The sequence below is a fragment of the Cobetia sp. MC34 genome, from assembly GCF_018340035.1.
In the GTDB taxonomy this organism is placed as follows: domain Bacteria; phylum Pseudomonadota; class Gammaproteobacteria; order Pseudomonadales; family Halomonadaceae; genus Cobetia; species Cobetia amphilecti.
In genome coordinates, this window is record NZ_JADPPY010000008.1 from 89,399 (window position 1) to 115,210 (window position 25,812).

At 63.8% G+C, this 25,812-nt stretch carries 22 protein-coding genes; 3 read left to right on the top strand and 19 right to left on the bottom strand.

The window, feature by feature from the left end:
- The gene (locus tag IZU87_RS06560) at positions 1-2,412 is read left to right on the top strand and encodes an ATP-binding protein (RefSeq protein WP_213114045.1); all 2,412 of its coding nucleotides are present in this window, start codon (positions 1-3) and stop codon (positions 2,410-2,412) included.
- A gap of 225 nt (positions 2,413-2,637) precedes the next feature.
- On the opposite strand, the gene IZU87_RS06565 is transcribed toward IZU87_RS06560, so the two are convergent.
- Positions 2,638-3,825 (bottom strand): EAL domain-containing response regulator, encoded by a 1,188-nt coding sequence (locus tag IZU87_RS06565; protein WP_213114046.1) that lies wholly within the window; start codon positions 3,823-3,825, stop codon positions 2,638-2,640.
- A 375-nt stretch (positions 3,826-4,200) separates the two neighbouring features.
- A complete protein-coding gene (locus IZU87_RS06570; RefSeq protein ID WP_213114047.1) occupies positions 4,201-5,040 on the bottom strand; it encodes a M48 family metallopeptidase in 840 nt (279 codons plus the stop codon).
- 237 nt (positions 5,041-5,277) lie between these two features.
- Here IZU87_RS06570 and IZU87_RS06575 point away from each other — a divergent pair, with 237 nt between their 5' ends.
- A complete protein-coding gene (locus tag IZU87_RS06575; RefSeq protein ID WP_213114048.1) occupies positions 5,278-6,141 on the top strand; it encodes an ATP-binding protein in 864 nt (287 codons plus the stop codon).
- Positions 6,142-6,315: 174 nt separating this feature from the next.
- On the opposite strand, the gene der is transcribed toward IZU87_RS06575, so the two are convergent.
- From der to IZU87_RS06645, 14 genes are all read right to left on the bottom strand, one after another.
- A complete protein-coding gene (gene der / locus IZU87_RS06580; RefSeq protein ID WP_213114049.1) occupies positions 6,316-7,740 on the bottom strand; it encodes a ribosome biogenesis GTPase Der in 1,425 nt (474 codons plus the stop codon).
- A 392-nt stretch (positions 7,741-8,132) separates the two neighbouring features.
- Positions 8,133-9,293 carry an outer membrane protein assembly factor BamB gene (bamB, locus tag IZU87_RS06585; protein WP_043333807.1) on the bottom strand — a complete coding sequence of 387 codons (1,161 nt, stop codon included), beginning with the start codon at positions 9,291-9,293 and terminating at the stop codon, positions 8,133-8,135.
- Positions 9,290-9,946: a YfgM family protein gene (locus tag IZU87_RS06590; protein WP_043333808.1), complete on the bottom strand. Its 657-nt coding sequence runs from the start codon at positions 9,944-9,946 to the stop codon at positions 9,290-9,292. Before IZU87_RS06590 ends, bamB begins: the two co-directional genes overlap by 4 nt.
- A gap of 87 nt (positions 9,947-10,033) precedes the next feature.
- On the bottom strand, positions 10,034-11,317 hold the full coding sequence (gene hisS, locus IZU87_RS06595; protein ID WP_084589419.1) for a histidine--tRNA ligase: 1,284 nt from the start codon (positions 11,315-11,317) through the stop codon (positions 10,034-10,036).
- Between the two features lie 112 nt (positions 11,318-11,429).
- Positions 11,430-12,545, bottom strand: a complete 1,116-nt coding sequence (gene ispG / locus IZU87_RS06600) for a flavodoxin-dependent (E)-4-hydroxy-3-methylbut-2-enyl-diphosphate synthase (protein WP_043333809.1) — start codon at positions 12,543-12,545, stop codon at positions 11,430-11,432.
- Between the two features lie 11 nt (positions 12,546-12,556).
- Complete coding sequence (locus IZU87_RS06605) at positions 12,557-13,600, bottom strand: RodZ domain-containing protein (protein WP_213114050.1); 1,044 nt, start codon at positions 13,598-13,600, stop codon at positions 12,557-12,559.
- A 337-nt stretch (positions 13,601-13,937) separates the two neighbouring features.
- Entirely contained in the window at positions 13,938-14,846 is a 909-nt protein-coding gene (gene pilW, locus IZU87_RS06610; protein WP_213114051.1) for a type IV pilus biogenesis/stability protein PilW, read from the bottom strand.
- A 132-nt stretch (positions 14,847-14,978) separates the two neighbouring features.
- On the bottom strand, positions 14,979-16,136 hold the full coding sequence (rlmN, locus tag IZU87_RS06615; RefSeq protein WP_043333811.1) for a dual-specificity RNA methyltransferase RlmN: 1,158 nt from the start codon (positions 16,134-16,136) through the stop codon (positions 14,979-14,981).
- 354 nt (positions 16,137-16,490) lie between these two features.
- Positions 16,491-16,916 (bottom strand): nucleoside-diphosphate kinase, encoded by a 426-nt coding sequence (gene ndk / locus IZU87_RS06620; RefSeq protein WP_043333812.1) that lies wholly within the window; start codon positions 16,914-16,916, stop codon positions 16,491-16,493.
- Positions 16,917-17,174: 258 nt separating this feature from the next.
- On the bottom strand, positions 17,175-17,501 hold the full coding sequence (locus tag IZU87_RS06625) for a HesB/IscA family protein (RefSeq protein WP_043333813.1): 327 nt from the start codon (positions 17,499-17,501) through the stop codon (positions 17,175-17,177).
- Between the two features lie 15 nt (positions 17,502-17,516).
- Positions 17,517-18,665, bottom strand: a complete 1,149-nt coding sequence (locus IZU87_RS06630) for an aminotransferase class V-fold PLP-dependent enzyme (protein ID WP_213114052.1) — start codon at positions 18,663-18,665, stop codon at positions 17,517-17,519.
- 125 nt (positions 18,666-18,790) lie between these two features.
- The gene (locus IZU87_RS06635) at positions 18,791-19,264 is read right to left on the bottom strand and encodes a Fe-S cluster assembly transcription factor (protein WP_043333815.1); all 474 of its coding nucleotides are present in this window, start codon (positions 19,262-19,264) and stop codon (positions 18,791-18,793) included.
- A gap of 142 nt (positions 19,265-19,406) precedes the next feature.
- The gene (gene cysE / locus IZU87_RS06640; protein WP_213114053.1) at positions 19,407-20,366 is read right to left on the bottom strand and encodes a serine O-acetyltransferase; all 960 of its coding nucleotides are present in this window, start codon (positions 20,364-20,366) and stop codon (positions 19,407-19,409) included.
- Positions 20,367-20,375: 9 nt separating this feature from the next.
- Positions 20,376-21,173 carry an RNA methyltransferase gene (locus IZU87_RS06645; protein WP_054556868.1) on the bottom strand — a complete coding sequence of 266 codons (798 nt, stop codon included), beginning with the start codon at positions 21,171-21,173 and terminating at the stop codon, positions 20,376-20,378.
- Between the two features lie 505 nt (positions 21,174-21,678).
- On the opposite strand from IZU87_RS06645, the gene IZU87_RS06650 reads away from it, so the two are divergent.
- The gene (locus IZU87_RS06650) at positions 21,679-22,473 is read left to right on the top strand and encodes an inositol monophosphatase family protein (RefSeq protein ID WP_043333816.1); all 795 of its coding nucleotides are present in this window, start codon (positions 21,679-21,681) and stop codon (positions 22,471-22,473) included.
- A 139-nt stretch (positions 22,474-22,612) separates the two neighbouring features.
- Here the strand turns inward: IZU87_RS06650 and secF are convergent, their stop codons facing one another.
- From secF to yajC, 3 genes are all read right to left on the bottom strand, one after another.
- Positions 22,613-23,518 (bottom strand): protein translocase subunit SecF, encoded by a 906-nt coding sequence (secF, locus tag IZU87_RS06655; RefSeq protein WP_213114054.1) that lies wholly within the window; start codon positions 23,516-23,518, stop codon positions 22,613-22,615.
- Positions 23,519-23,530: 12 nt separating this feature from the next.
- Positions 23,531-25,381: a protein translocase subunit SecD gene (gene secD, locus IZU87_RS06660; RefSeq protein WP_054556870.1), complete on the bottom strand. Its 1,851-nt coding sequence runs from the start codon at positions 25,379-25,381 to the stop codon at positions 23,531-23,533.
- Between the two features lie 70 nt (positions 25,382-25,451).
- Positions 25,452-25,787, bottom strand: a complete 336-nt coding sequence (gene yajC, locus IZU87_RS06665) for a preprotein translocase subunit YajC (protein ID WP_043333819.1) — start codon at positions 25,785-25,787, stop codon at positions 25,452-25,454.
- Positions 25,788-25,812: the final 25 nt, after the last annotated feature.

The window sequence follows — 25,812 nt, forward strand, 5'->3', positions numbered from 1 at the left end:
ATGAATCCACTCCGTTCTCTGCATTTCAGAACCGCCATCGCCATTGCCGCGACGTTGTTCTTCGTCTCGGCATTGGTGACTGGCGTTCTGGTCTATCAGTGTCAGCAGGCACTCGAGCACAAGCTGCGTGAGAATCTGATCTGGGCGGTCTATCAGTTCGACAGGGAAGTGCGCGAGCTGCGCATGGTGGTGGCCGAGGAGCAGAAGACCCCGACGCCGCCCGCCCTGATGGATGACAGCGAGCTGCTGTTGCGGCTCGACATCCTCTATAGCCGGGTGCAGCTGCTGCAGAGCGGCCAACTGGGCAGCATGCTGGTGGGGATGCCCGACCTGCATGCCCAGCTGATGGCCATGCTGCCCAGAATCGAGGTGCTGGACAGCGCCATCATGGACCTGGCGAGTCGTCAGGAGCGTGATGCGTCCCTCTATGTGCAGATACTCAGCCGGCTTGCCTCGCTTCAGGAGCAGACCGGCGAGCTGCTGCTCAACATCAATGCGGAGGCCGCTATCCAGCGCACCAAGGAGCGCTCGGAGCTCCTCAACCTGTATGCCCTCGCGCTGTCGCTGGTGCTGCTGATGACGTTGAGCGGCATCGTGCTGGTGGTCGCGCTGATCGTCGAGAGTCGTGTACGGGCCTACAAGACCCGCAAGCTGGAGGAGCGCACCCAGGAGCTGGATGGCATGGTGCAGCTGGCGCAGGCGGCCAGTCGTGCCAAGTCGGAATTCATGGCGATCATGAGCCATGAGATACGCACCCCGCTCAATGGCATGGTCGGCGTGTCGGACCTCATCGGCGAGGAAGTCTCGACCCGGCGTGGCCAGCAATATCTGGCGATGCTGCGCCAGAGTGCCGAGAGCCTGCAGGCCGTCATCAATGATGTGCTGGATTATTCCAAGATCGAAGCCGGCAAGCTGGAGCTGGATCAGCGCTGCTTCTCGCTGCCAGAATTCCTCGATTCCCTGGCCGCGCATTACCATCGCCAGACAGGCAATGCCGGCAAGGGATGCTCGCGCATCTTCCTCGAAGAACGTGCCGATGACCTGCCTGTCTGGGTCAAGGGGGACGTCAATCGCCTGCGTCAGGTACTGACCAACCTGCTCAACAATGCCTTCAAGTTCTGTCCCCAGGGCACCATCCGGCTGAGGGCATCACTGGAAGAGGGCGAGACGCTTCATTTCGAGGTTCACGACAGCGGTTGCGGGATCGCCGCCGACCAGGTGAGTCAGTTGTTTGCCCCCTTCACCCAGGTGGATACCTCGATTGCGCGTCGTCATGAAGGCACCGGGCTCGGGCTTGCCATCTGCAAGCGACTGGTGGAGGCGATGGGCGGCGAGATCGGCGTCGAGAGTCATCTCGGGCTCGGCAGCCGCTTCTGGTGCCGCGTGCCGCTGCCGGTATTGACCGCTGCTGAGGCTTGCCCGCAGCAGGCGGTGGGAGGTGCGCCCTTGCCCCACGCAAGCGTGCTGGTGGTGGAAGACAACGAGGTCAATCAGTCACTGGCGCGGGCCATGCTCGAGTATCTGGGGCAGCAGGTCACGGTGGTGGAAGACGGTGAGCAGGCACTCGAATGGCTGGCGCAGGCTGGCAATGATGTCGATCTGGTATTCATGGACATGCAGATGCCGGTGCTGGATGGCGTCGAGACGACACGTCGTTGGCGTCAGCACGAGGCTGAGCAACCCGCCAGCGCTCGTCTGCCGATCATCGCGATGACCGCCAACGTGATGCAGGAAGATGCCCGCCGCTGCATCGAGGCTGGCATGCAGGGGGTGCTGCACAAACCCTTCACGCGTGATGATCTGCATCGGGTGCTGCAACAGTATCTGGTCCAGGCCTCTGATTCGCAGGCCTCTGATTCACAGGAGGCCGATTCACAGCAGAAGGCGCTCGAGCCAGACAAGCCAGAGGACTCGGCTGGCGAGCCGTCTGCCGCCCTGCAGGCACCAGGCGATGATGGCGTCAGCCCGACAGCGGCTGATGATCAGGGCGCGCAGATCGACGCTGCTCCGGCGCTCGGTGCGGCAACTGACGACTCAGCCGCGCACTCTCTGCCCGATGCCGCGCCTTCCTTGCTGCAGCACGCGACCTGTCAGGAGTTGCTCACGACTCTGAGTGGCGAGGCTTATTCACGACTGCTGAGCAATTATCTGACGCGCCTCGAAGGACGCCTCGACGTGATGGTGACCTTGCTGAAACAGATGGACCTCACCGAGCTCAAGCGCGAGGCACACTCCCTGAAAGGGGCGTCAGCCTCGCTGGGGTGCAGCGGCATCGCCAGTGGTGCCAAGGCGCTGGAGGAGGCCGTGATCAGCGAGGACCTGCCTGAGGTACACCAGCATGTCGCCACATTGCGCTCCTTGAGTGTGCCGACGCGGGACAGCCTCCTCGCAGAGGGCTATCTGTTCTCCTGACGGTATGGGAACGAGATAGCGTAATAGACAGCCGACAGCATTCACTAGCGTCCCTCTTGTTCTCCCGTTTCCGCCTCCTCTCGTTCTCATCATCCTGTCCTTCACGATTCATCCTGGCCTCCACTACACAGACGCCACCCATGGTGACATGGGTGGCGTCTGTGTAGTGGGGGTGTTGCGGCATTCCCGTTGTCTGTGCTGCGCTGCGGCGGGAAGCCAGTCTCCTCAATGGACAGCGGAGACGTGGCGCTGGCTGAGTGCATTGACGGCGCTGGGCGGGCAGCGGCTCCAGGCATTGAAGTCGCTGACGGGCATGGGGCGCGCGAACAGATAGCCCTGGCCGATATTGCAGCGGGTATCGCAGAGGTAATCGCGCTGTTCCGCGGTCTCGATGCCTTCGCCGACCACGGCGAGATTCAGACGCTGACCCAGCTCGACGATGGTACGCGTGATGGCGCGCGCTTCCGGGTGGCTGTCGCTGCGCCCGACGAAGCATTGGTCGATCTTCAACTCGTCGAACGGCAGGTTGTAGAGCTGCATCATCGAGGAGAAACCGGTGCCGAAGTCATCCAGCGCCAGGCGATAGCCGCGGTCGCGAATGGCGTTCAGCAGGTGGCGAGCGTAGGTGAGGCAGTCGATCCCGCAGCTCTCCGTGAGTTCCAGCGTGATGGAGTGCGGATCGACATGATGCTGACTGGCCAGCGTATCCAGCGTCTTCAGCATGTCGCGGATGCGCAGCAGCTGGGGTGACAGATTGAGCGCGAGGTCAAGGTGAAGGCCCTGGGACTGCCATTGGCCCTGCTGGCGGAAACCATGCTCGATGACCTGCCAGGTGAGTGCTTCGATGCGGTTGCTGCGTTCCGCCAGGGCGATGAACTGGTTGGGCATGACCATGCCGCGCAGAGGATGCTGCCAGCGCACGAGAGCCTCCGCGCCGCTGAGCCGGCCACTGGCGAGGTCGATCTTGGGCTGATAGACGAGATGCAGCTGGCGCTCGGTCAGAGCATCATCCAGTTCATCGAGTGACAGCGGATTGCGTTGCTTGTCCAGCTCTGCCAGCAGAGAGGCCAGGTGCATGATGTCGAAGGGCTTGCCGAGCTGGCCCAGCATCTCCAGGCCGCTGCGCTTGCCCCTGGCGACCATCGCTTGCATGTCGTCGTTGTGACAGGCGCTCATCAGGATGATGCCCGCCTCGACATTGCGTTCGCGCAGATAGCCGAGCACATCATCGCCGGTGAAGTCGCCCAATTCGTAGTCCACCAGGATGAGGTCCGTCTCCAGACAGGCGGGATTGCAGGCGATGTCCTGCAGCCCTTCGCTCTGCGTGCAGTCGAAGCCATGGGCGGAAAGCAGGCCGCTGATGAGTTCACGAAAATCCGGATCGTCGTCAATGATGAGTGCGTGTCGAGTCATGTAAGGCATCCTCAAGCGAGTGTCGGGAATACGCTCGCGCCGCTGTGCATGAAGTGTCTGCATGAGCAGTGCGCAGGCGAGCAGGTGATCCCAGATTAGCAATGCGGTTACATGATTCGCGGATATCGACACATTTGACGGCTTCTTTTTACATTCAGACTTTCAAGCCGGTAAAGCGAGGAGCTGGTAGAGCGTTAGATAGCCAAGGGAGATAGATCAGAGGGCAGACTAGTGAGAGCAGAGCCAGAGAGTAGAGCCAGAGAGTAGAGGGCGGCTGGATAGAGCGCGCCGCGCGCTCGCGCAGCCCCAGGTTCTCCAGGGGCCGCGCGAGCGTGTGTTACCTGAGGATGATGACGCCACCCCAGACTGGCGGGGTCAGCGCAGACGATCGCAGTTGGGCTTCTCGCCGGCGGCGCGGGCCTGCTGATAGGTCGGCAGAGCGGTCTCGAGGCGCTCGTTGAGAGCCGCCATGCGCTGTTCGTCACTCGGGTGCGTCGACATCCACACCGGAGGTTGCGCGCCTCCGGCAGCGTTCATGTTGGCCCACAGCTTGATGCTGGCGCGCGGGTCGAAGCCGGCTTCGGCCATCAGGTCCAGCCCCAACAGGTCGGCTTCGGACTCGTGGGAGCGCGAGAACGGCTTGAGCACGCCATATTCCGCGCCCATGCCCAGCAGGCCCATGAGCTGATCGCCACCGGTACCTTCGAGGCCGGCCAGTGCCTGGGTCAGTGACAGCCCGGCGGAGGTCAGCGATTGTGTCGAGACACGTTCGTTGGCGTGGCGCGCCAGCACGTGGGCGATCTCGTGGCCGATGACGGTGGCCAACTGGTCCTGATTCTCGGCGACCTCCAGCAGCCCGGTGTTGACGCCGATGTAGCCGCCCGGCAGCGCGAAGGCATTGGCGGACTCATCCTCGAAGACCTTGACCTGCCAGTCGCTGATGCCATAGCTGGCGGGCACCTTGGCGGTCACCGCATCCGCCACGCAGCTGACGTAGGCATCCTGACGACCTTCCACCACCGGCAGCTCCTGCTGGTACTTGCTGAAGCTGGCTTCCCCCATCTTCTCCAGTTCCTGGTCCGAGTAGAGAGTCAGCTGGCTGCGGCCCAGCGGAGAGCTGGCGCAGGCACTCAGGGTGACGGACGCCGCAAGCGCCGCCAGCGGGAGCAGACGACGCAGGGCACGGGGAGATGAGAGATCGAGCAATCCTGGCATTGGGGCCTCCTGGCTAGATGACGTGACAACCTTCGAGCGCACGGCAGGGCGACGCTGAACGTGCAAGAAACGTGCAGACAGCATAACCGGATAGGCGCAGTGGTGCAGTCAGCGAAATGATACGTTGCTGAGATCACAGCATCGTCAGGCCAGACGGCCTCGCCGGGCATGAGATACTGGGTTTGATCTGATGGGCCTGCCACGGCCCGGACCCCATGTATCTGACAGGGAATCACCATGTCGCCAGAGTTTGAACGCCGCCTCTCGCACCTGCTGGACCGACTCGAACCGATGCTGCCGCCGACGGCTGTCGAAGTGGACTGGACACGCGATGTCGCCGCCTTGTGGACCCGCCACCCCCTGGGAGGGCGCCTGACGCCGATCGCGCCGCGTGACGCCCTGACACTCGAGGACCTGCTCGGCATCGCACGCCAGAAGCGTGAGCTGCTGGCCAACACCCGCGCCTTCCTCGCGGGCAAGCCGGCCAACCACGCGCTGCTGTGGGGCGCCCGTGGCACCGGCAAGTCATCGCTGGTCCGCGCACTGCTCAATACCCTGGGCTGTGAGGGGCTGCGCCTGATCCAGATCGATCGCCACGACCTGCCGGCACTGCCGGCGCTGGTCGCCGAGCTGGCCCAGCAGCCGCATCGCTTCATCGTCTATTGCGATGACCTGTCCTTCGAGGGCAGCGATGACGCCTACAAGGCGCTCAAGAGCGTGCTGGATGGCACCCTGACCGGGCCGCCGGAGAACGTGCTGCTGTACGCCACCTCCAACCGTCGTCATCTGCTGCCGGAGCACATGAGCGACAACCAGGCCACCCACATCGTCGATGGCGAGCTGCATCACGGCGATGCGGTGGAAGAGAAGATCTCGCTGTCGGACCGCTTCGGTCTGTGGCTGGCCTTCCATCCCTTCAATCAGGACGCCTATCTGGAGACCTGTCAGCACTGGGTGGAATGGCGTCTCGGCGCGGGCAGCTTCGATGAGGCCGCGCGTGGCGAGGCGCTGCGCTACGCCACTCAGCGCGGGGTGCGCAGCGGGCGTGCCGCCTGGCAGTTCGCCAATCTATGGGCGGGGCAGAAGACGCTGGAGGCGTGAGTCCGGTGCTTGACGCCCTTGAGATGATTGCAGCGCTTGCAGCGCTTGAAGCGTCAGTGCTCGCGACATGAAAAAGCCGCCCCTGCAGTCATCTGCAGGGGCGGCTTTTTCATGGGGCAGGCTAGCGGATCTGATCCGCTAGCCTGCCATCACGCACGGGCGCAGTTCACGCCATCAACGGCGCTGCTTGCGTTCCTTGCGAGCTTCCTTGGTGCGCGCCAGTGAACGCTCTTTCGCGCGCTCGCGGTCGTCAGTACCCTGGGCGCCATCGAAGGGGTTGTCGCCGGAGCGGAACTCGAAGCGCATCGGCGTGCCCTTGACCTTGAGCACCTTGCGGAAGGTGTTGGTCAGGTAGCGCTTGTAGGCTTCCGGCAGCTTGTTGGTCTGGTTGCCGTGCACCACGATCAGCGGCGGGTTGGCACCGCCCTGGTGAGCCATGCGCAGCTTGATGCGACGGCCGTTGACCATCGGCGGCTGGTGCGCCTGGGTGGCATCCTGCAGCAGAGTGGTCAGACGCTTGGTCGACCAGCGGGCCACGGCGCTTTCGAAGGCGCGGTCGATGGACGGGTAGAGGTCACCCACCGCAGTGCCGTGCAGCGCGGAGATGAAGTGCAGGTCAGCGTAGTCGGCAAAGCCCAGGCGACGCTTGATCTCGGAGCGCATCTTCTCCTTGGCTTCGCTTTCCAGGCCATCCCACTTGTTGACCACCAGCACCAGGGCGCGGCCGCTGGTCAGCACGAAGTCCAGCAGGTGCAGGTCCTGCTCGACCAGTCCCTGGCGGGCATCGAGCACCATCACGGCGACGTTGCACTTCTTGATCGCTTCCAGCGTCTTGATGATGGAGAACTTCTCCACCACTTCGCGCACGTTCTTGCGACGACGGATCCCGGCGGTGTCGACCAGCAGGTAAGGCTTGCCACGACGCTCGAAGGGGATCTCCACGGCGTCGGTGGTGGTACCGGCCTGGTCATAGACGACCACGCGCTCCTCGCCCAGCAGGCGATTGACCAGCGTCGACTTGCCGACGTTCGGGCGACCGATGATGCCGATGCGCACGCCGCGATCATCCAGCTCCGGGTGCAGGTCCTCGTCTTCGTCTTCCTCGACTTCGGGGTAGGGCGAGAGCACCTCTTCCAGCAGCGTGGTGACGTTGCGGCCATGCTCGGCGGCGATGGCGCGCGGGTCACCCAGACCCAGGGTCCAGAAGTCGGACTTGCCGATCTCCTCGTCCATGCCGTCGGTCTTGTTGACCACCAGCCAGGTCTTCTTCTGATTGACGCGCAGGTGGTTGGCGATGGCCTCGTCCGCCATGTTCAGACCGGCGCGCGCATCGACCATGAACAGCACGATGTCGGCTTCGTCGATGGCGGCCAGTGACTGGCCGGCCATCATCAGGTCGATGCCTTCCTCGTCACCGCTGATGCCGCCGGTGTCGATGACGGTGTAGGGCTTGCCGCCGACCTTGCCGGTGCCGTACTTGCGGTCACGGGTCAGGCCGGGGAAATCGGCGACCAGAGCATCACGGGTCTTGGTGAGGCGATTGAATAGCGTCGACTTGCCGACATTCGGGCGGCCGACCAGGGCGATCACGGGGTTCATGGAATCTCACAGCATTCGCAGGGATAGCATCGATGCCGGCCCCGTACGGTCTGCTTCGAACCATGATGGCTGGAAAGCACCTTGTGCAGGCAGGGCGATAGCGATGATATCGGACTTGGGGCACTGGATGACGACGCAGGCGTCGCATGCATCCAGTATGGTCCGCCGACAGGGGGTTAGCACTGTCGGCGGAAAGATCTCGTGGCTGAATCAATGGCTGCGTCGTGCGGCAGGCCTGATCAGCGGGGGCAGCATTCTAGCATTGACAGGGAGTTGCTACCAATGGCGCATTACGACAACGGCAGCCAGATGGCTGCCGTTGTCGTGACGAGGGCTGAACGAGGCGCATGTCAGATTGCGGGGCAGGCTGACGTGCGCGCTCGATCAGTGGCTTACGGGGCTTCGAGGTCCAGCGCCGTCAGCTCGCCATCGTTGGTGTAGACGTAGATGCGCTTGCCTTCGGTCAGCGGGGTGATGCTGATGCCATCGCCCCCCACGTCATAGCGGCCGGCCATCTCGCCGCTCTGGGCGTCGATCAGGTGCACATAGCCTTCGTAGTCACCGACCACCAGCTTGCCATCGACGAAGGCCGGAGAGGTCAGCCAGCGGCCTTCCAGGTCTTCGGACTTCCACAGCACGTTACCCGTGTTGGCATCCATCGCCAGCACATGGCTGGCATTGTCGATGCTGAACAGGTAATCGCCGACCACGATGGGCGTCAGATAGCTGGAGGACGGCTTGTCCCACAGCGGCTCGCCGTTGCGGGCGTCCAGCGCGATCAGACGACCGTTGTAGCTGGTGACGAACAGTCGACCATCCTGGGTCAGCACCGGCTGGCCATCGAGATCGACCAGCTGGTCCACCTCGGTACGCCCGGCCGGCACGGCGACGCGCAGGTCCCACAGTTCCTGGCCTGAGCGGTTGTCGAGCGTGACCAGCTTGCCGTTGGCGAAGCCCGCGAAGGTGACCGGCTGGATGACACGCGGCGCGCCGGTGCCACGCAGCGTCAGGGCCGGAATCGTGGCCGAGTAGGCCCACTGCTCTTCGCCGGTGAAGCGATCAAGCGCGGTCACGGTGCCATCGACGCTCTGCACCACGACCAGCTCGTCGTTGTACTGCGGCGCGGCCAGCACTTCACTGGAGACACGCGTGCTCCATTCGATGCTGCCATCTTCCTGACTGACGGCGCTGACCTTGCCATCGCGCGTACCGACGTACAGGCGAGAGGCATCGGCATTCAGTGCGCTGGTGATGCCAGCCGGCAACCGTGTCTGCCAGATGTCGTCGCCACTGTCGGCAGCGAGGGCTTCCAGCTCACCGCCTTCGGCACCGACGAACAGCTTGTCGTTGGCGAAGATCGGTGACAGCGGATAGTGGGCACGGCCAAGGCCATTGCCAACCGATTCGCTCCAGACGGAATCCAGCGCGACCTGGCGATCGAAATCGACCAGCTCCTTGGGCGCATATTCCGGTTGGGCACTGCTGGCGCAACCGGCCAGCAGACTCACGGCCAGCAGCGAGGCCGGTACGCTCAGACGACGAGTGACGCTCATGAAGAAGACTCCGCAGCCAGATCGGCGAGTTTCAGGTCGAGACCGTAGACCGGCTGACCACTTTCCTGCGACAGGGTGCTGGCCTGCTGATAGGCGGCGATGGCCTCATCACGCTTGTCCTGTGCGGCCAGGGCATCGCCACGCACCGCAGCCGCCTGCGCTGCCAGCGGCGCCGGCGGGCTCTTGAGCAGGGCGAGTGCCGCGTCGTTGTCGCCGCGCTCGACATTGATGCGCGCCAGACGCAGGCTGGCCAGCCCCTGCAGGTAGCTGTCATCGCTGTTGTCGATCACGCTCTGCAGCGCCGTGGCGGCTGCGTCGAGATCGTTGGCCTTGACCGACATGCTGGCATCCAGCAGGTGCGCCATCTGGGTGTAGAGGCTGTCGCCGTGCTCGCTTTCCAGTTCGCCGATCAGCGTACGCGCCTGCTTGACGCCGGCGTCTTCCAGCTTGGGCTGGCTGACGAGGCTGATCAGTTGCTGGTAACGCACGGAGGCCGCTTCGGACTGGCTGGCGTCGTAGTTCTGCCAGGCCTTGAAGGCAAAGACACCGGCGCCGGCCAGTACGACACCGGCAATCAGTGACTTGCCGTTCTCGCTCCACCAACGCTTGATGGCTTCAAGCTGTTCTTCTTCGCTTCTGAGCTCTTCCGCCACGGGCGGTCTCCTTGACCTGGCCGGCATGCCGGCACTTGCATTCGTGAGGCGGAGAGCTGGCTCTCCGCCCGATATTCATTGGCAGTCTCAGGCGCCGAAGACGCTGTCGAGACGTTCGCCCAGCGCACGCTGGTTCAGCGTTTCCTGGTCGCGTTCCTCGCGCAGGAACTTGAGCGCCACCGTGCCTTCGATGACTTCATTCTCACCGAGAATCAGCGCGATGCGAGCACCGCTCTTGTCGGCCTTCTTCATCTGGCTCTTGAAGCTGCCGCCACCGCAATGCAGCACCAGACGCAGATTGGGCAGGGCGGTGCGCAGCTCTTCGGCCAGACGCATGGCTTCGCCTTCGGCCTGCTCGCCCATCGACATCAGGTAGACATCGACGGTCTCGCGGACGTCCTGCGGTACCAGTTCCAGCGTCTCGAGCAACAGGATGAGGCGCTCGACGCCCATCGCGAAGCCGACCGCCGGTACCGGCTTGCCGCCCAGCTGTTCGAACAGGCTGTCGTAGCGGCCGCCGGCACACACGGTGCCCTGGCTGCCCAGCGCGGTGGTGGTCCATTCGAACACACTGCGCGAGTAGTAATCGAGGCCACGCACCAGGCGCGGGTTGATGACGTACTCGATGCCGGCGGCGTCGAGACGTGCCTTGAGGCCCTCGAAGTGCACGCGGGACTCTTCATCCAGGTGATCCCCCAGGCGCGGCGCGGCGTCGACGACGGCGGCCATGTCCGGGTTCTTGGTGTCGAGGATGCGCAGCGGGTTGCTGTGCAGACGACGTTTGGAGTCTTCGTCGAGGACATCCAGGTGCTGTTCGAAGTATTCGACCAGCAGGTCACGATAGGCGGCACGCGCTTCGAGGCTTCCCAGCGAGTTGAGCTCGAGCGTGACGTGCTCCAGCAGGCCCAGCTGGCGCCACAGACGCGCGGAGATCAGGATCATCTCGGCATCGATGTCCGGGCCTTCCATGCCGTAGGCTTCGACGCCCACCTGATGGAACTGACGATAACGGCCCTTCTGCGGGCGCTCGTGGCGGAACATCGGGCCGGTGTACCACAGACGCTGGATCTGGTTGTGGACCAGGCCATTCTCCATCGCCATGCGCACGCAGCTGGCGGTGCCTTCCGGACGCAGGGTCAGGCTGTCGCCGTTACGGTCGTCGAAGGTGTACATCTCCTTCTCGACGATGTCAGTGACTTCGCCGATGGAGCGCTTGAACAGCGCGGTCTGCTCGACGATGGGGGTGCGGATCTCGCGATAGCCGTACTGGCCCATCAGCGCTTCCACCTGGTGCTCGAAGTATTGCCATACCGGTGACTGGTCCGGCAGCAGGTCGTTCATGCCACGAATGGCCTGGATCTTGGTACTCAACGTTCTCTCCTGAATCCTTGCGCGTCTCCCCACGGCGCTCGCATGAGGTCATGCAGGCGGGTGGGGAGACGAAGGCGCGTCAATCACGACGCGCAAGCCAGCCGAGACAAGCTCAGCTCTGGCGGATGATAGTGTCGGCCTCACGGGCCTCTTTTTCCGCGACCTTGTCACGGATGAGTCGCTCAAGATCGTCAACCAGGGTGTCATTGGTCAACTTGCTGGCCGGCTTGCCGTCCAGGTAGACCAGGTTGGCGGGGCTGCCGCCGGTCAGACCGACATCGGTCTCCTTGGCTTCGCCGGGGCCATTGACGACACAGCCGATGACCGAGACGTTCAGCGGCGTCATCACGTCTTCAAGACGTGTCTCCAGCTCGTTCATGGTCTTGATGACGTCGAAATTCTGACGCGAGCAGCTGGGACAGGCAATGAAGTTGATGCCCTTGGCGCGCAGCTTGAGGCTCTTGAGCATGTCGAAGCCGACCTTGATCTCCTCGACCGGGTCCGCTGCCAGCGACACGCGGATGGTGTCACCGATGCCGTCCATCAGCAGCATGCCCAGGCCGATGGAAGACTTGACGGTGCCAGAGCGCAGGCCGCCCGCTTCGGTGATGCCCAGGTGCAGCGGCTGTTCGATGCGCGCTGCCAGGTCACGATAGGCGGCGACGGCCATGAACACGTCGCTGGCCTTGACGCTGACCTTGAAGTCCTGGAAATCGAGGCGATCCAGATGGTCGATGTGACGCATGGCAGATTCGACCAGTGCCGCCGGCGTCGGTTCGCCGTATTTCTTCTGCAGGTCCTTTTCCAGCGAGCCTGCGTTGACGCCGATGCGGATCGGGATGCCGTTGTCGCGGGCGGCGCTGACCACGGCGCGCACGCGGTCTTCACGACCGATGTTGCCCGGGTTGATGCGCAGGCAGTCGACGCCAAGTTCCGCTACACGCAGGGCGATCTTGTAGTCGAAGTGGATATCGGCCACCAGCGGGATGTTGCTCTGCTGCTTGATGCGACCGAAGGCTTCGGCGGCATCCATGTCCGGCACGCTGACACGCACGATATCGGCACCAGCATCCTCGAGGCGCTTGATCTGCGCGACGGTGGCGGCGACATCGTTGGTGTCGGTGTTGGTCATGCTCTGCACGGAAATCGGTGCATCGCCGCCGACGGCCACATTGCCGACATGAATCTTGCGCGAGACGCGGCGCTTGATGGGGGAGTGACTATGCATGGGATTCCGGATCATTCACCGAGTGTGAGTTTGGCGACACTGCCGCGCGTGACGCGCGTGAGGTCGACCGCTTCATTCATGTAACGCAATTCGACGCCAGAGGCATTGCCGATGGTCAGCGTGAAGGGCGGCTTGCCTTCCAGCGTCGTGCTGGTGCCGGCCTCGTTGTTGCCGCGCAGCAGGCGCTTGCCATCGGCATCACGAATGTCGGTCCAGGAATTGATGTTGAACGTCAATTCGAGCTTGCGCGGGTCTGCCGCCGGCGCAACTTCTTCTGCTGCGCTCTCTTGTGTGGTGTCGGCACCGGCATCGGCGACAGCACTCACGTCAGTGGCAGCGGCGCTATCCGTGGCAGCGCCAGACGCTGACGTGCCAGCCTCTGCAGCGCCCGGCGCGGCCGCGGTTGCGCCTGTATCGAGCGCGTCAGCACTCTGCGCTGTCGCCTCGGAAGATGCTCCTGTCTCGACGGCAGACGCATCACCGGTGGCGGTAGCAGTGGAGGACGGCGCCGCTTCGCTGGCAGAGGACTGCGAGAGCGAAAGCTCGATGGAGCCATCGGCGTTCACGACCGGTGCGGCGTTATTCACATCGCTGCCACCTTCGAGGGCGGAGGTTTCCGCCGGCGAGGTGCGGCCATAGTCGCCACTCTGCCACCACACGTAGCTGAGACCGATCAGACCGGCGATGACCAGCAGACTGACGAGGCGGAACAGGTACTTGCCCATCTTGCCCGGCGGGCGCACCGACGGCGTGGAACTGGGGGTGTAGCGCTCGGCTTCGGTGGTGCCGAACTGGGCATTGTACTGCCCGACGATCGCCTTCTCGTCCATGCCCAGCAGGCGGGCATAGGCACGCAGATAGCCGCGACGGTACGCGGCGATGGGAATCTGGTCGTAGTGGTCGCGTTCCAGGTCATCGACCAGGCTGGGGCGCAGGTTGAGCTGTGTCGCCACCTCATCACGCGACAACCCCTGATGCTCGCGCTCCAGCTTGAGGCGCGTGCCAGGCAGTGCATCACTGGCGTGCTGATCAGGGGCGGGTTGATGTTCGCTCATGGCGCATCCTTGTAAGGAAAAACTGTCTACCGAACGCACATCCGGGCGCTCTTCCGGTACTGCGGGAAACTGCTCCTGACACTGATGCTGGAGCATGCTGACTGATGCTGTCGCGCGATTGGCCGGGTGCTGCACGACTCGTTGATCATCATGCGAGTGAGCAGCGTGAAAAGCGATGACCTCCCATGCCAATCGACGCGCACGAACACACGTTCGTCCGCGTCGGCACTATACCAAGCCCGCGCCGAGATTTTCACCGGCAATTCGGTCTTCTCGGTCCTGCTTGCAGCGGCCCCGCCCGTGAGCTGGCGCCATCAGCGGCGTCGTTGCGCCTCGTTCAGGGAGTGCGAATCACCGCGCGACCGGATTCCCGAGTCATGACCTGCTCCAGCTGACGGCTGTAGAGATCTGCCAGACGGCTGTCGCCGCGAGCCGTGGCCACATCGACGGCCAGGGCGAGACTGTCGCTATCGGTGCCTGACAGACGGAAGTAGCGGCTCAGCGCCGACTGGGCGGCGTCATTGTCGCCGGCGTCATGTGACATGCGTGCCACCGCCAACCAGGCCTCTGACTCACGCGGATTGATCTTGACGGCACGTTCGAAACTCTTCGCGGCCTCGCTGGTCTTGCCCAGCTGCAACTGACAGCGGCCCAGATTGGTATAGAGCTGGCCACGATTGTCGTAGGTCAGGTCTTCCGCCGCGATCTCGAGCTGCCGACAGGCCTCGACGTATTCACCGCGAGAGTAGAGAAAGGCCGCGTAGTTGTTGCGCGCACGGGTAAAGGACGGATCGCTGGAAATGGCCTGATTGAAATAGTCATCGGCGAGCACGTTCTCACCCTGGCGCTGATAGATCATCGCCAGCCCGGCCTTGGCCTCGGCATTGCTGCTCTGCAGCTTGAGTGCCTTCTGGAAGGCGCTGTCGGCGCGTTGCAGCTGATTACGACCCAGATAGGCCTCTCCGAGTTCCACGTAGGCGTTCGAGGCCTTGTTGTCATCCGGCGGGGCGTAGGGGTCGTTGGTTTCCACGCGTGTCGCACAGCCTGCGAGGGTCAGGCCGGCAAATCCGAGGCACAGCAGCAGGGCTCTGGTGCGGCGAGTGATGCCGCGAGCAGCGGTGCGGGTGTGGGAATCATGCTGGCAGGGGCCCTGGGTGACAGTGCCATGGGCGACAGGGTCATGCTCATTGGTGCGATGACGGGGCAGACGACTCGGCATGCAATCCTCGCGTGAATGAAGGCTCATGATGTGCCTGCGGGCGAGGGTCGCGGCAGGCAACAAAAGCGCCCCCCATCAAAGCGCCGCACCTGCCACAAGTCAAGGTGGCAGGGCGGCGCATGGCTATGGCGATAGCGTCAGGTCAGGGCTGGCAGCCGCTCAGTCGGCGTCGAGCTGGATGGCGTTGATGTAACGCTCGGCGCGACGGGTGCGGTCCTTGACCTGACCGACCAGCTGGCCACAGGCGGCGTCGATGTCATCGCCACGGGTCGCGCGCACCGGTGCGGTGTAGCCCAGCTCATAGAGACGCTGCTGGAAGCGCATCACCTGGTTGCGTGACGGCTTCTCGTAACCGGAATGCGGGAACGGGTTGAACGGGATCAGGTTGATCTTGCACGGCAGCTCGTCTAGCAGCGCGGCCAGTTCCTCGGCGTGCTGGATCTGGTCGTTGACGTCCTTGATCAGGGTGTACTCGATGGTGACGATACGCGCGTCGTCACACTTGGCCAGGTAGCGATGGCAGGAGTCGAGCAGCGCGCGGATGTTCCACTTGCGGTTGATCGGCACCAGCACGTTGCGCAGTTCATCGTTGGCCGCGTGCAGCGAGATCGCCAGGCTGACGTCCATCTCGTCACCGAGCTGGTCCAGCTTGGGCACCACACCGGAGGTGGAGAGGGTGACGCGACGCTTGGACAGGCCATAGGCGTTGTCGTCCAGCATCAGCTTCATCGCCGGCACGACGTTGTCGTAGTTCATCAGCGGCTCGCCCATGCCCATCATCACCACGTTGGTGACCGGACGCTTGCGGGTGTCCTTGCGGTCTTCGGCGCCACGGGTGGCGACCCACACCTGGCCGATGATCTCGGCGGCGGTCAGGTCACGCTCGAAGCCCTGCTTGCCGGTGGAGCAGAAGCTGCAGTCCAGCGAGCAGCCGACCTGGGAAGACACGCACAGGGTGCGACGGTTGCCGTTCTCGGACGGGATCAGCACGGTCTCGACATAGCTGCCATCGCTGACTTCCAGCACCCACTTGCGGGTGCCGTCCTTGGACTCGCCTTCATAGACGATGCCCGGCGCACGGATCTCGGCGACCTGCTTGAGGCGCTCGCGCAGCGGCTTGGCGAGGTTGGTCATCTCGTCGAAGCTGTCGACGCCTTCCTGGTGAATCCATTTCATCACCTGGGTGGCGCGGAATTTCTTCTCGCCGATGCTCTCGAAGAAGGCTTCCATCGCCGGGCGCGGCAGGCCCAGCAGGTTGGTGAGCTTGACGGCGGCAGGGGCCGCGGCATCGGTGGCAGTTGCAGTGGTATCAGTCATGGTATGGGCCGGTCGTGTCAGGGATGGGCAGGCGTCACACAAAGGATAGACGTCTGCAGGGCGACGCTGTCAGCGGAGGTGGCGATGGTTCGCAGACCTCAAGAGGCTCTCATCATCAGCGCAGTGCGCGTGGGCGTCACATGGCGTGGGGAGAGGGCGCTGCAGCGGCTTTCAGAAAAGCGTATCGGACCTGCTCAAGCGTCGAATCTGCTTCAGGGGGTGCATGCTGTCGCGCGACGCTTCAGCACGTCCGATACCACGACGGCCCCGCCTCGCAGGCAGGGCCGTCGTGTCATGCACGGCTGGGAGACGCGTGCCCCGAAGGGCCGGGCTTCTCAGTCGTACAAGGCGAAATCAACCGCGCGGGCAGATTTCGTTGTCGCCGAAGAAGTAGGCGATTTCGCGAGCAGCAGATTCCGGCGCGTCAGAACCGTGAACGGCGTTGGCGTCGATGGAAGTGGCGAAGTCTGCACGGATGGTGCCGGCTTCTGCTTCCTTCGGGTTGGTAGCGCCCATCAGGTCGCGGTTCTTGGTGATGGCGTCTTCGCCTTCCAGCACCTGGATCATGACCGGGCCGGAAGTCATGAAGCCGACCAGCTCACCGAAGAAGCCACGTTCGCTGTGCTCAGCGTAGAAGCCTTCGGCCTGTTCCTTGGACAGGTGAACCATCTTGGAAGCGACGATCTGCAGACCGGCCTTCTCGAAGCGAGAGTAGATTTCGCCGATCACGTTCTTGGCAACGGCATCCGGCTTGATGATGGACAGAGTACGCTGAGTCATGGTGAATCTCCTGAGACAAGCTTTGAAGAGCCGCACGGCAGATGCCGAACGACGAAAACGGGCTCTGTCGGCATGCGCGCGACAAAAGTGGGCGGCATTATAGCGGCAAGTGCCACCGGCTGCATCCATCATGCCTGAGTCGCATGACGCGCAGATGGCAAGCGCCTCGTCGGCATGGGCTGGCGAGGCACTGAGGGTCGGCTCGGACGCTGAGGGTCGGCTCGGACGTTGAGCCTGGCCTGGACGCTGAAGCCTGGTCTAGACGCTGAAGCTCTCGCCACAACCACATTCGTCCTTGACGTTGGGGTTGTTGAAGCGGAAGTAGCGGTTCAGGCCGTCCTTGACGTAGTCCACTTCGGAGCCGTCGAGCACGGTGAGGGCTTCGGTGTCGACATAGACGGTAGCGCCGTGATCGACGAAGACGGCGTCTTCCTCGTTGACCTCGTCAGCGAAGTCGAGCACGTAGCTGTAGCCGGAGCAGCCGCTGGGCTTGACCGAGACACGCAGGCCAAGGCCGTGGCCGCGCTCGGCCAGCACGACGCGGATCTGGTCGGCGGCGGAGGAGGAAATCGACAGATGTGCCATGAGCAGTCTCCCGGGTCAGGCGCGCAGCGACGTCAGGGCATGCCTGAGTTCGCCGAGCGCGGATTCGATGTCGGCAGCGGTGGTGAAACGACCGAAGCTGAAGCGCAGTGATGCCAGCGCCAGCGGACGGGGCACCCCGATGCCGGTGAGGACGAACGACGGTTCGACACTGGCGGAATTGCAGGCCGAGCCGGTGGAAATCGCGATGCCGCGCAGCGCCATCAGCATCGCCTCGCCATCCACGCCCTCGAAGGCGAGATTGACGATGTTGGGCGCGCTGACCTCTATATCGGTATTGAAGTGCACGCCTTCAAGGCCGGCAAGCCCGGCGACGAACTGATCACGCAGCGCGACGAGGTGCTGGTGATCGGCGTCGAACTGCTCGGCGCTCAGGCGGTAGGCCTCGCCCATGCCGACGATCTGATGGGTCGGCAGGGTGCCGGAACGCATGCCGCGCTCATGGCCACCGCCGTGGATCAGGGCATCGACCTTGATCTGCGGCTGGCGACGCACGTACAGCGCGCCGATGCCCTTGGGGCCGTAGGCCTTGTGGGCGGACAGTGACAGCATGTCGATGGGCTGACGGCTGACATCGATCTGCACCTTGCCGGGCGCCTGGGCGGCATCGACATGGAAGGCCGCGCCATGCGAGTGGGCGATGTCACCCAGCGCATCCAGGTCATTCAGGCTGCCCAGCTCGTTGTTCACCGCCATCAGCGATACCAGGATGGTGTCGCTGCGCAGGGCGTCGCGCAGGCTGTCCGGGCTGATGCGGCCGTCAGGCTGCGGCGCGATGCGCGTGATCTCGAAGCCTTCCGCTTCCAGTGCACTGGCGGTATCCAGAATCGCCTTGTGCTCGATGGTCGAGGTGATCAGATGGCGACCACGCGCGGCATTGGCACGCATGTAGCCGGTCAGCGCCAGGTTGTCGGCTTCGGTGGCACCGCTGGTCCAGACGATCTCACGCGGGTCGGCACCGATCAGCTCGGCGACCTGACGACGTGCGCCCTCGACGGCCTGCTCGGCCAGCCAGCCCGGCATGTGACTGCGCGAGGCCGGGTTGGCGAAGGTACCGTCCTGCGTCAGGTGACGCATCATCAGCTCGGCGACGCGTGGGTCGACGGGCGTGGTGGCGGCATAGTCAAGGTAGATCGGCTGGGACATGGTGACTTCCTGAAGACACGACAGACAGTGATGACGGTGAACGTGATGAAGGCGAACTCGAGGGTGACGGGGCGCGGCGAGCATCGCCTCGGCTGGCCGTGCTCAGCCTGGCTGGCAAACGCCGCTCAGCTGCCTTGCATGACGGTGATCGGTGTCGGCTCGCACGCCTTGCGCTGACGACTGGCGATCTGGCGAATCTCTTCGCGCGCGACCAGGTCGGCCAGGCTGATGCCGTCGAGAAAGCCGTGGATCTCGTCGGACAGATCACACCACAGATGGTGCGTCAGGCAGGTGTCACCGGCCTGACAGTCCGACATTCCCTGACAGCGTGTGGCATCGACTGACTCGTTGACGGCGTCGATGATGCACGCCACCGAGGTGGTCTCGAGTTCGGTATCCAGCAGATAACCGCCACCGGGACCACGCACGCTCTTGACCAGACCTGCACGCCGCAGACGCGCAAACAGTTGCTCCAGATACGACAGCGAGATGCCCTGGCGTACGGAAATATCGGCCAGACAGGTCGGGCCGCAACTGGCATGCAGGGCCAGATCGAGCATCGCGGTGACGGCGTAGCGTCCCTTGGTGGTCAGGCGCATGACAGAGTCCGTGAGCAGATGGAGCCTGCGACGTTGAGGACGAGGCCGGGCGTAGTCGCCGCCTCTGGCGAGACGGCGTATCAATGCGCCCCATTATGGTGGGGTGGTCTGGCGGGGTCAATCCCGACTGAATTGGTCAACTTTAGCCATGCTGACGTTCGGCGGGCTCCTGCGTATCGCTTGCCTGCTCGGTCGGCGGCTGCTCAGTCGGGGCTTGCTGGGGAGATGTCTGCTCGGAACTGGAGGCTGCCCGACCCTTGGGCGAGGTGCTGCCCTGGGCCGCGGCAACGTCAGCGACGGTGGTCTCGCCACCGCAGGGCCCCAGTTCATCGATCAGCTGGGCGAAGTCGGCGTCATCGAGCTCCGGCAGGCGCCCGGCGCGATAGCTGGCATCCAGCTTGCGCAGCGTGCCGCACATCTGTTCGATGCGCTTATCCACGGCATGCATGTGATCGAGCATCGCGTGCATGGAGCGCGCGACCGGATCGGGCATGTCCTGGCCCATGCCGTAGGCATCGAAGCCGAACTTCTCCTTCATGGCCTCGCGGCTTTCCGGGTCGACTGACGGCTCCTCCGCCACATCCGGCTCGGCGCGCTTGACGATCTTGCCGGGAATGCCGACGACGGTGGCGCCGGCAGGCACTTCACGTGTGACCACGGCATTGGAGCCGACCTTGGCGCCGGCACCGACGGTGAACGGGCCGAGAATCTTGGCGCCGGCACCGACGATGACACCATCGCCGAGGGTCGGGTGGCGCTTGCCGGCGTTCCAGGTGGTGCCGCCGAGGGTGACGCCGTGATAGAGGGTCACGTCATCACCGATCAGGGCGGTCTCGCCGATGACGACGCCCATGCCGTGGTCGATGAAGAAGCGGCGACCGATGGTGGCACCCGGGTGGATCTCGATGCCGGTCAGCCAGCGCATCAGGGTCGAGCCGGTGCGCGCCAGCCATTTGGCGTTGTGGCGCCATAGCCAGTGATTGATGCGATGGGCCACCAGCGCATGCAGGCCCGGATAGTTGGTCAGGACTTCAAAGAAGTTGCGTGCCGCCGGGTCACGGGCAAACACGCTATCGATGTCTTCACGCAGTCGAGTGAACATGGCGTGTCCTCAGGAAGTGCGGTTGGCCGTGTCGGCTTGTGCCAGGCGAACCTGCTTGTCCACCGCGGAAAGAATGCCGCGCAGAATGTTGATTTCCATGCTGTCCGGACGCGCGCGCAGATAGAGGCGACGCAGGCGTGCCATCAGCTGGCGCGGCTGTTCCGGATCGAGGAAGTCGACGCTGATCAATGTCTTCTCGAGATGCTCGAACAGGCGCTCGAGGTCGGCATGGCTGGCCAGCGGGCTGTCCCAGTCGATACCGAACGGCTGGTCATCCTCGGCACGCGGCGTCTCGCCGGCGGCTTCCTGGTCGGCCAGCCACGCCTGGCGGCACTCATAGGCCAGCACCTGCACCGCCGCGGCCAGATTCAGCGAGCTGAAATCCGGATTGGTCGGGATGTGCACGTGGCGGTGGCAGCGCTGCAGCTCTTCATTGGAGAGCCCGGAATCCTCGCGGCCGAAGACGATGGCCACGCGGGCATCCGGCAGGCGGGCTTCATCGGCCAGGGTGGCACCGAAGGCGCGCGGCGTGATCATCGGCCACGGCAGGTTGCGCGAACGTGCGCTGCAGCCGACCACCAGGCTGCAATCCGCCACGGCCTCTTCCAGCGTCTCGTGCACCGAGGCGCTGGCGACGAGTGCATCGGCACCCGAGGCGCGTGAGGCGGATTCCTGGCATTGCACCTGACATCGCGGCGCGACCAGTGCGAGATCGGCCAGGCCCATATTGAGCATGGCGCGGGCTGCACCACCAATGTTGCCGGGATGGCTGGTGCCAATCAGGACAATGCGCAGACGTTCAAGCATGAGGACTTCCAGGATAGCAATTGAAGGGCGGGTCGGCCGACGCGGCTGGCGCAGTGCGTGATCCGCATACGCAGACTCAGCGATAAATCGCGCGTCAGGACCCGATATCCTAGCATGAAGCCGCGTCAGGGAGCAGTTTCCCGCCGGTGTTGAGGCCAAGAGCGGCGCGAGGGAGGCGCACGTGGGCAGGGCGCAGGGAGGCGACGCGCAGGCAGAGGGTGGCCGCAGGCAATGGCAGCTCGAGCCGAGCTCTGATAGACTACGCCGTCCCGTCATGTCGCAACATGTGTTCGCCCTCGCTGGCGCCGCGTGCTGTGGCGGCTGGCAGCCTGCATACATTGCACTATGCAGCGCGCCCCGCGCCGTATCAGGATTCCTGTACGGGCTACATGACCGCCTGATCTGATTGCACCCAGTTTCGCTCGATCCGTGTTGCGCCGCGTTGATGTCTCACGCGCCGTGGCACCCGTTCTTTAACAGCTCCCGACTCGTCAAGGCCTTGATCATGCATCCGATGGTCCAATTTGCGCTGCGTGCTGCACGCGGTGCCGCAGAGCAGTTCGTCCGTGCTCGTGAACGTATCGAAGTCGCCCGTGGCGACAACGATCTCGACACCTTCATTGCAGACACTGCACGTCGCGCCGAAGCGCACATCGTGCGTCAGCTGGAGCGCGGTTATCCGCAACACGGTCTCTCCGGCCGTTATACCGACCATCGCGATGGTGAAGGTCAGGGCTCTGACTACCACTGGCGCATCGAGCCGGTGCACGGTTACTCCAACCTGGCATCCGCGGCCTCCGGCTTCGCGCTGTCCGTGGTCTGCCTGTTCAAGGGCCGTGCCGAGCACGCCGTGGTCATCGCGCCGTTCACTGACGAAGAGTACATCGTCAGCCGCGGTCGTGGCGCCCAGCACTCCGGTCACCGTATCCGCGTGACCAACGCCACCTCCATTGAAGGAGCGCGTCTGGCGATGGGTCTGCCGGAAAGCTGGCAGCGTCCGCGTCACCTGCCGACCTACCTCTCCATCGTTCAGCAGGTCGGCCCGCAGGTCGAGATGCTGCGCACCAGCGGCTGTGCGCTGCTGGACGTGCTCGAGCTGGCCTCCGGTCGCGTCGATGCCGTCTATGTGCTGGGTCTGGATGCCGGTGACAGCGAGATCGTCAGCCTGTTCCTGAAGGAATGTGGCGCGCTGGCAGGCAGTGCCGACGGCACGCCGGTCGTGGTTGCCGAAGGCACCCTGATGGCCGCTGGCGCGCGTCTGTACAAGGCGCTGGCGCAGACCATGCAGCCGCACCTGTAAGACCCTGCAGGATGACGTGACCTGACAGCCCTCGGGGCCGTCTGGAGAACGAAAAAAACCCCACCTCGCATGAGGTGGGGTTTTTTTGTGCCTGGCGATCTGTACCGGGCGATCCGTGCCTAGCTGACGAGTACAGCGCTTACGGCGCGCCGTCCTCGAACTGCTCCTTGGGCGGGGGGATCAGATCCACACGCTTCAGGCCGACCACCAGCAGCAGCGCCGCTGCCACGTAGATGGACGAGAAGGTCCCCGCGACCACACCGATGATCAGTGCGATGGCGAAGTTGTGGATCATGTCACCGCCGAGGAAGAACAGCGCCAGCAACACCAGCAAGGTGGTGCCGGAGGTGGACAGCGTGCGTGACAGCGTCGCGTTGATGGCGTCATTGAAGATCGACGGCATGTCATCGGTACGCGATTTGCGGATGTTCTCGCGAATGCGGTCGTAGACGATGATGGTGTCGTTCAATGAGTAGCCGATCACGGCCAGCACCGCGGCCAGTACCGTCAGGTCGAAGTCGAGTCCGAACAGGGCGAAGATGCCCAGCAGGATGATGACGTCGTGACCCAGCGAGATGAGTGCGCCGAGGGCGAACTTGTACTGGAAGCGGAAGGCCACGTAGACCATCACCACGGCCAGGGCGAGCAGCATGCCGAGACCGGACTGGTCACGCAGCTGATCGCCGACCTGGGCGCCGACGAACTCGGCGCGGATCAGGTTGACGCTGTCACCGGTAGCCTGCAGATGCGCCACGATGTCATTGCCGATGCCGGCTTCGAAGTTCTGCTGCAGACGCACCAGAATCTCGTTGCTGGCACCGAAGGTCTGGACCGAGACATCCTTGTAGCCGGCGGCTTCCAGTGTCTGGCGCACGCTGTCCAGTGCCGGTGCCGCCTGGTATTTCACTTCCACCAGGGTGCCGCCGGTAAAGTCGAGGCCCAGGTTCAGGCCATGAATCACAAGGGCGCCAATGGCCACGATCGTCAGCACGATGGAGACGATGAAGGCCGCGCGCCGCTTGCTCATGAAGTCAAACTGTCGCATCACGATGGCCCCTCAGATCCAGAGTTTCTTGAGTGTCTTGCCGCCAATGGCAAGATTGATGATGCCGCGCGAGACCATGATCGCCGTGAACATCGACGTCAGGATGCCGATGGACAGCGTCACCGCGAAGCCCTTGACCGGGCCACTGCCGATGGAGAACAGGATCACCGCGACCAGCAGGGTGGTGATGTTGGCATCGACGATGGAGGTGAAGGCGCGCTCGAAGCCGGTGTGCACGGCCTGATGCAGCGGCATCTTGGAGCGCATTTCCTCGCGGATACGCTCGAAGATCAGCACGTTGGCATCCACTGCCATGCCCAGTGTCAGCACGATACCGGCGATACCCGGCAGGGTCAGGGTGGCGCCCAGCATCGACATCGCGGCAATCAGGATCGCCAGGTTGGCGGTCAGGGCCACGTTGGCTACGACACCGAAGGCCTTGTAGCGTGCCAGCATGAACAGCACGACCAGCAGCAGGCCCAGCTCGACGGACAGGATGCCGCGCGAGATGTTCTCGGCACCGAGGCTCGGGCCGATGGTGCGTTCCTGCACGAAGTAGATCGGCGCGGCCAGTGAGCCGGAACGCAGCAGCAGCGACAGCTCCTTGGCTTCCGTCGGCGAGTCGAGGCCGGTGATGCGGAAGCTGTTGCCCAGTGCACTCTGGATCGTCGCCAGACTGATCAGCCCCTTCTCGGTGTACGGGATGCGCTTCTCGACCTTCTCGCCGTCTTCCATCACGGTGCGCGTGCGGGTCTTGTGCTCGATGAACAGCACCGCCATGTTGCGGCCGATCGCGGCACGCGTGACGCGGTTCATGATCGAGCCACCGGTTCCGTCCAGGTTGATGTTGACCTGCGGACGGCCGCTTTCATCGAAGCTGGTGCTGGCGCTGGAGACGCTGTCACCGCTGATGATCACGTCCTTCATGATGTTGGCGGTGCGGCTCGGCTGGTTGCGGAACGCGAAGCTCTCCATCTCGCTGGCCGGCGTGTCGCTGGCCGCTTCCAGACGGAATTCGAGGTTGGCGGTGGCACCCAGCACGCGCTTGGCGGCGGCCGTGTCCTGCACGCCCGGCAGCTCGACCACGATGCGGTTCGGGCCCTGGCGCTGAACCAGCGGCTCGGACACGCCCAGCTCGTTGACGCGATTGCGGATCGTGGTCAGGTTCTGATTGACCGCGTAATCCTGAATCTCCTTGACGGCGGCGGCGGTCAGGGTGAGGTCCAGTACGGCCCCACGCTCGACATCGCGCTCGTCGTATTCGAAGTTCTGGAAGTCGCGCGAGATCAGTGAGCGCGCCTTCGAACGGTCCTCCTCATCGGAGAACGTCAGGCTCAGGGTGCCGTCGTCGACTTCGCTGCCGCGGTAGCGGATACGCTCCTCGCGCAGGGTTTCCTTGATGGCGCTGGCGTTGACTTCCAGGCGCTGCTTGACCGCGGCGTCCATGTCGACTTCCAGCTGGAAGTGGACACCGCCGCGCAGGTCAAGGCCCAGCTTCATCGGTGAGGCACCGAGGCTGGCCAGCCACGACGGCGTGGCGTCGGCCAGGTTCAGCGCGACGATGGCGTCATCGCCGAGCGTCTCGCTGATCAGTTCCTTGGCGCGCAGCTGCTGGTCGTTGCTGGTAAGGCGAATCAGGCCGGTGGAACCGTTGAGTTCCCCGGATTTGGGCGTGATGCCGGCGTTTTCGAGGGCACTGGTGGCGCGATCGAGGTCTTGCTGGTCGATGGCCTCGGCGCCGCTGGCGGCACTGATCTGCACAGCCGGGTCTTCGGGGTAGAGATTCGGCAATGCGTAGATCACGCCGACGGCAAGTACCAGGCAGATCACCAGGTACTTCCAAAGCGGATAGCGGTTGAGCATGGCAGCCCTGTCCTTGGTGGAGCGGGAGAGAAAAGCATGCTGCCGGCACAGGGGCCGGCAGCAGGAGGGATCAGATGGACTTGATGGTGCCCTTCGGCAGGACTGCAGCCACGGCAGACTTCTGCACGTTGACTTCGTTGCCTTCGTTCAGCTCCATGGTGATGAACTGCTCGCTGACCTTGGTGATGCGGCCAACCAGGCCACCACCGATGACGACTTCGTCACCCTTGGCCAGGTTGCCGATCAGGTTCTTGTGTTCCTTGGCGCGCTTGGACTGCGGACGCCAGAGCAGGAAGTAGAAAATGACCACGAAGCCGACCAGCATGACGATCTGGCCGATGGCGCCGCCGCCGGCGACAGCCGCTTCGGCTTCCGCGTGTGCGGCAGGAATCAGGAATTCCAGCATGTGTATCTCCAGAGGTTACGAGTGA

Coding starts and splice junctions, on each gene's coding strand:
- IZU87_RS06560 (WP_213114045.1), top strand. CDS start 1: ATGAATCCACTCCGTTCTCTGCATTTCAGAACCGCCATCGCCATTGCC.
- IZU87_RS06565 (WP_213114046.1), bottom strand. CDS start 3,825: ATGACTCGACACGCACTCATCATTGACGACGATCCGGATTTTCGTGAA.
- IZU87_RS06570 (WP_213114047.1), bottom strand. CDS start 5,040: ATGCCAGGATTGCTCGATCTCTCATCTCCCCGTGCCCTGCGTCGTCTG.
- IZU87_RS06575 (WP_213114048.1), top strand. CDS start 5,278: ATGTCGCCAGAGTTTGAACGCCGCCTCTCGCACCTGCTGGACCGACTC.
- der (WP_213114049.1), bottom strand. CDS start 7,740: ATGAACCCCGTGATCGCCCTGGTCGGCCGCCCGAATGTCGGCAAGTCG.
- bamB (WP_043333807.1), bottom strand. CDS start 9,293: ATGAGCGTCACTCGTCGTCTGAGCGTACCGGCCTCGCTGCTGGCCGTG.
- ispG (WP_043333809.1), bottom strand. CDS start 12,545: ATGCATAGTCACTCCCCCATCAAGCGCCGCGTCTCGCGCAAGATTCAT.
- IZU87_RS06605 (WP_213114050.1), bottom strand. CDS start 13,600: ATGAGCGAACATCAACCCGCCCCTGATCAGCACGCCAGTGATGCACTG.
- pilW (WP_213114051.1), bottom strand. CDS start 14,846: ATGAGCCTTCATTCACGCGAGGATTGCATGCCGAGTCGTCTGCCCCGT.
- rlmN (WP_043333811.1), bottom strand. CDS start 16,136: ATGACTGATACCACTGCAACTGCCACCGATGCCGCGGCCCCTGCCGCC.
- ndk (WP_043333812.1), bottom strand. CDS start 16,916: ATGACTCAGCGTACTCTGTCCATCATCAAGCCGGATGCCGTTGCCAAG.
- IZU87_RS06625 (WP_043333813.1), bottom strand. CDS start 17,501: ATGGCACATCTGTCGATTTCCTCCTCCGCCGCCGACCAGATCCGCGTC.
- IZU87_RS06630 (WP_213114052.1), bottom strand. CDS start 18,665: ATGTCCCAGCCGATCTACCTTGACTATGCCGCCACCACGCCCGTCGAC.
- IZU87_RS06635 (WP_043333815.1), bottom strand. CDS start 19,264: ATGCGCCTGACCACCAAGGGACGCTACGCCGTCACCGCGATGCTCGAT.
- cysE (WP_213114053.1), bottom strand. CDS start 20,366: ATGTTCACTCGACTGCGTGAAGACATCGATAGCGTGTTTGCCCGTGAC.
- IZU87_RS06645 (WP_054556868.1), bottom strand. CDS start 21,173: ATGCTTGAACGTCTGCGCATTGTCCTGATTGGCACCAGCCATCCCGGC.
- IZU87_RS06650 (WP_043333816.1), top strand. CDS start 21,679: ATGCATCCGATGGTCCAATTTGCGCTGCGTGCTGCACGCGGTGCCGCA.
- secF (WP_213114054.1), bottom strand. CDS start 23,518: ATGCGACAGTTTGACTTCATGAGCAAGCGGCGCGCGGCCTTCATCGTC.
- secD (WP_054556870.1), bottom strand. CDS start 25,381: ATGCTCAACCGCTATCCGCTTTGGAAGTACCTGGTGATCTGCCTGGTA.
- yajC (WP_043333819.1), bottom strand. CDS start 25,787: ATGCTGGAATTCCTGATTCCTGCCGCACACGCGGAAGCCGAAGCGGCT.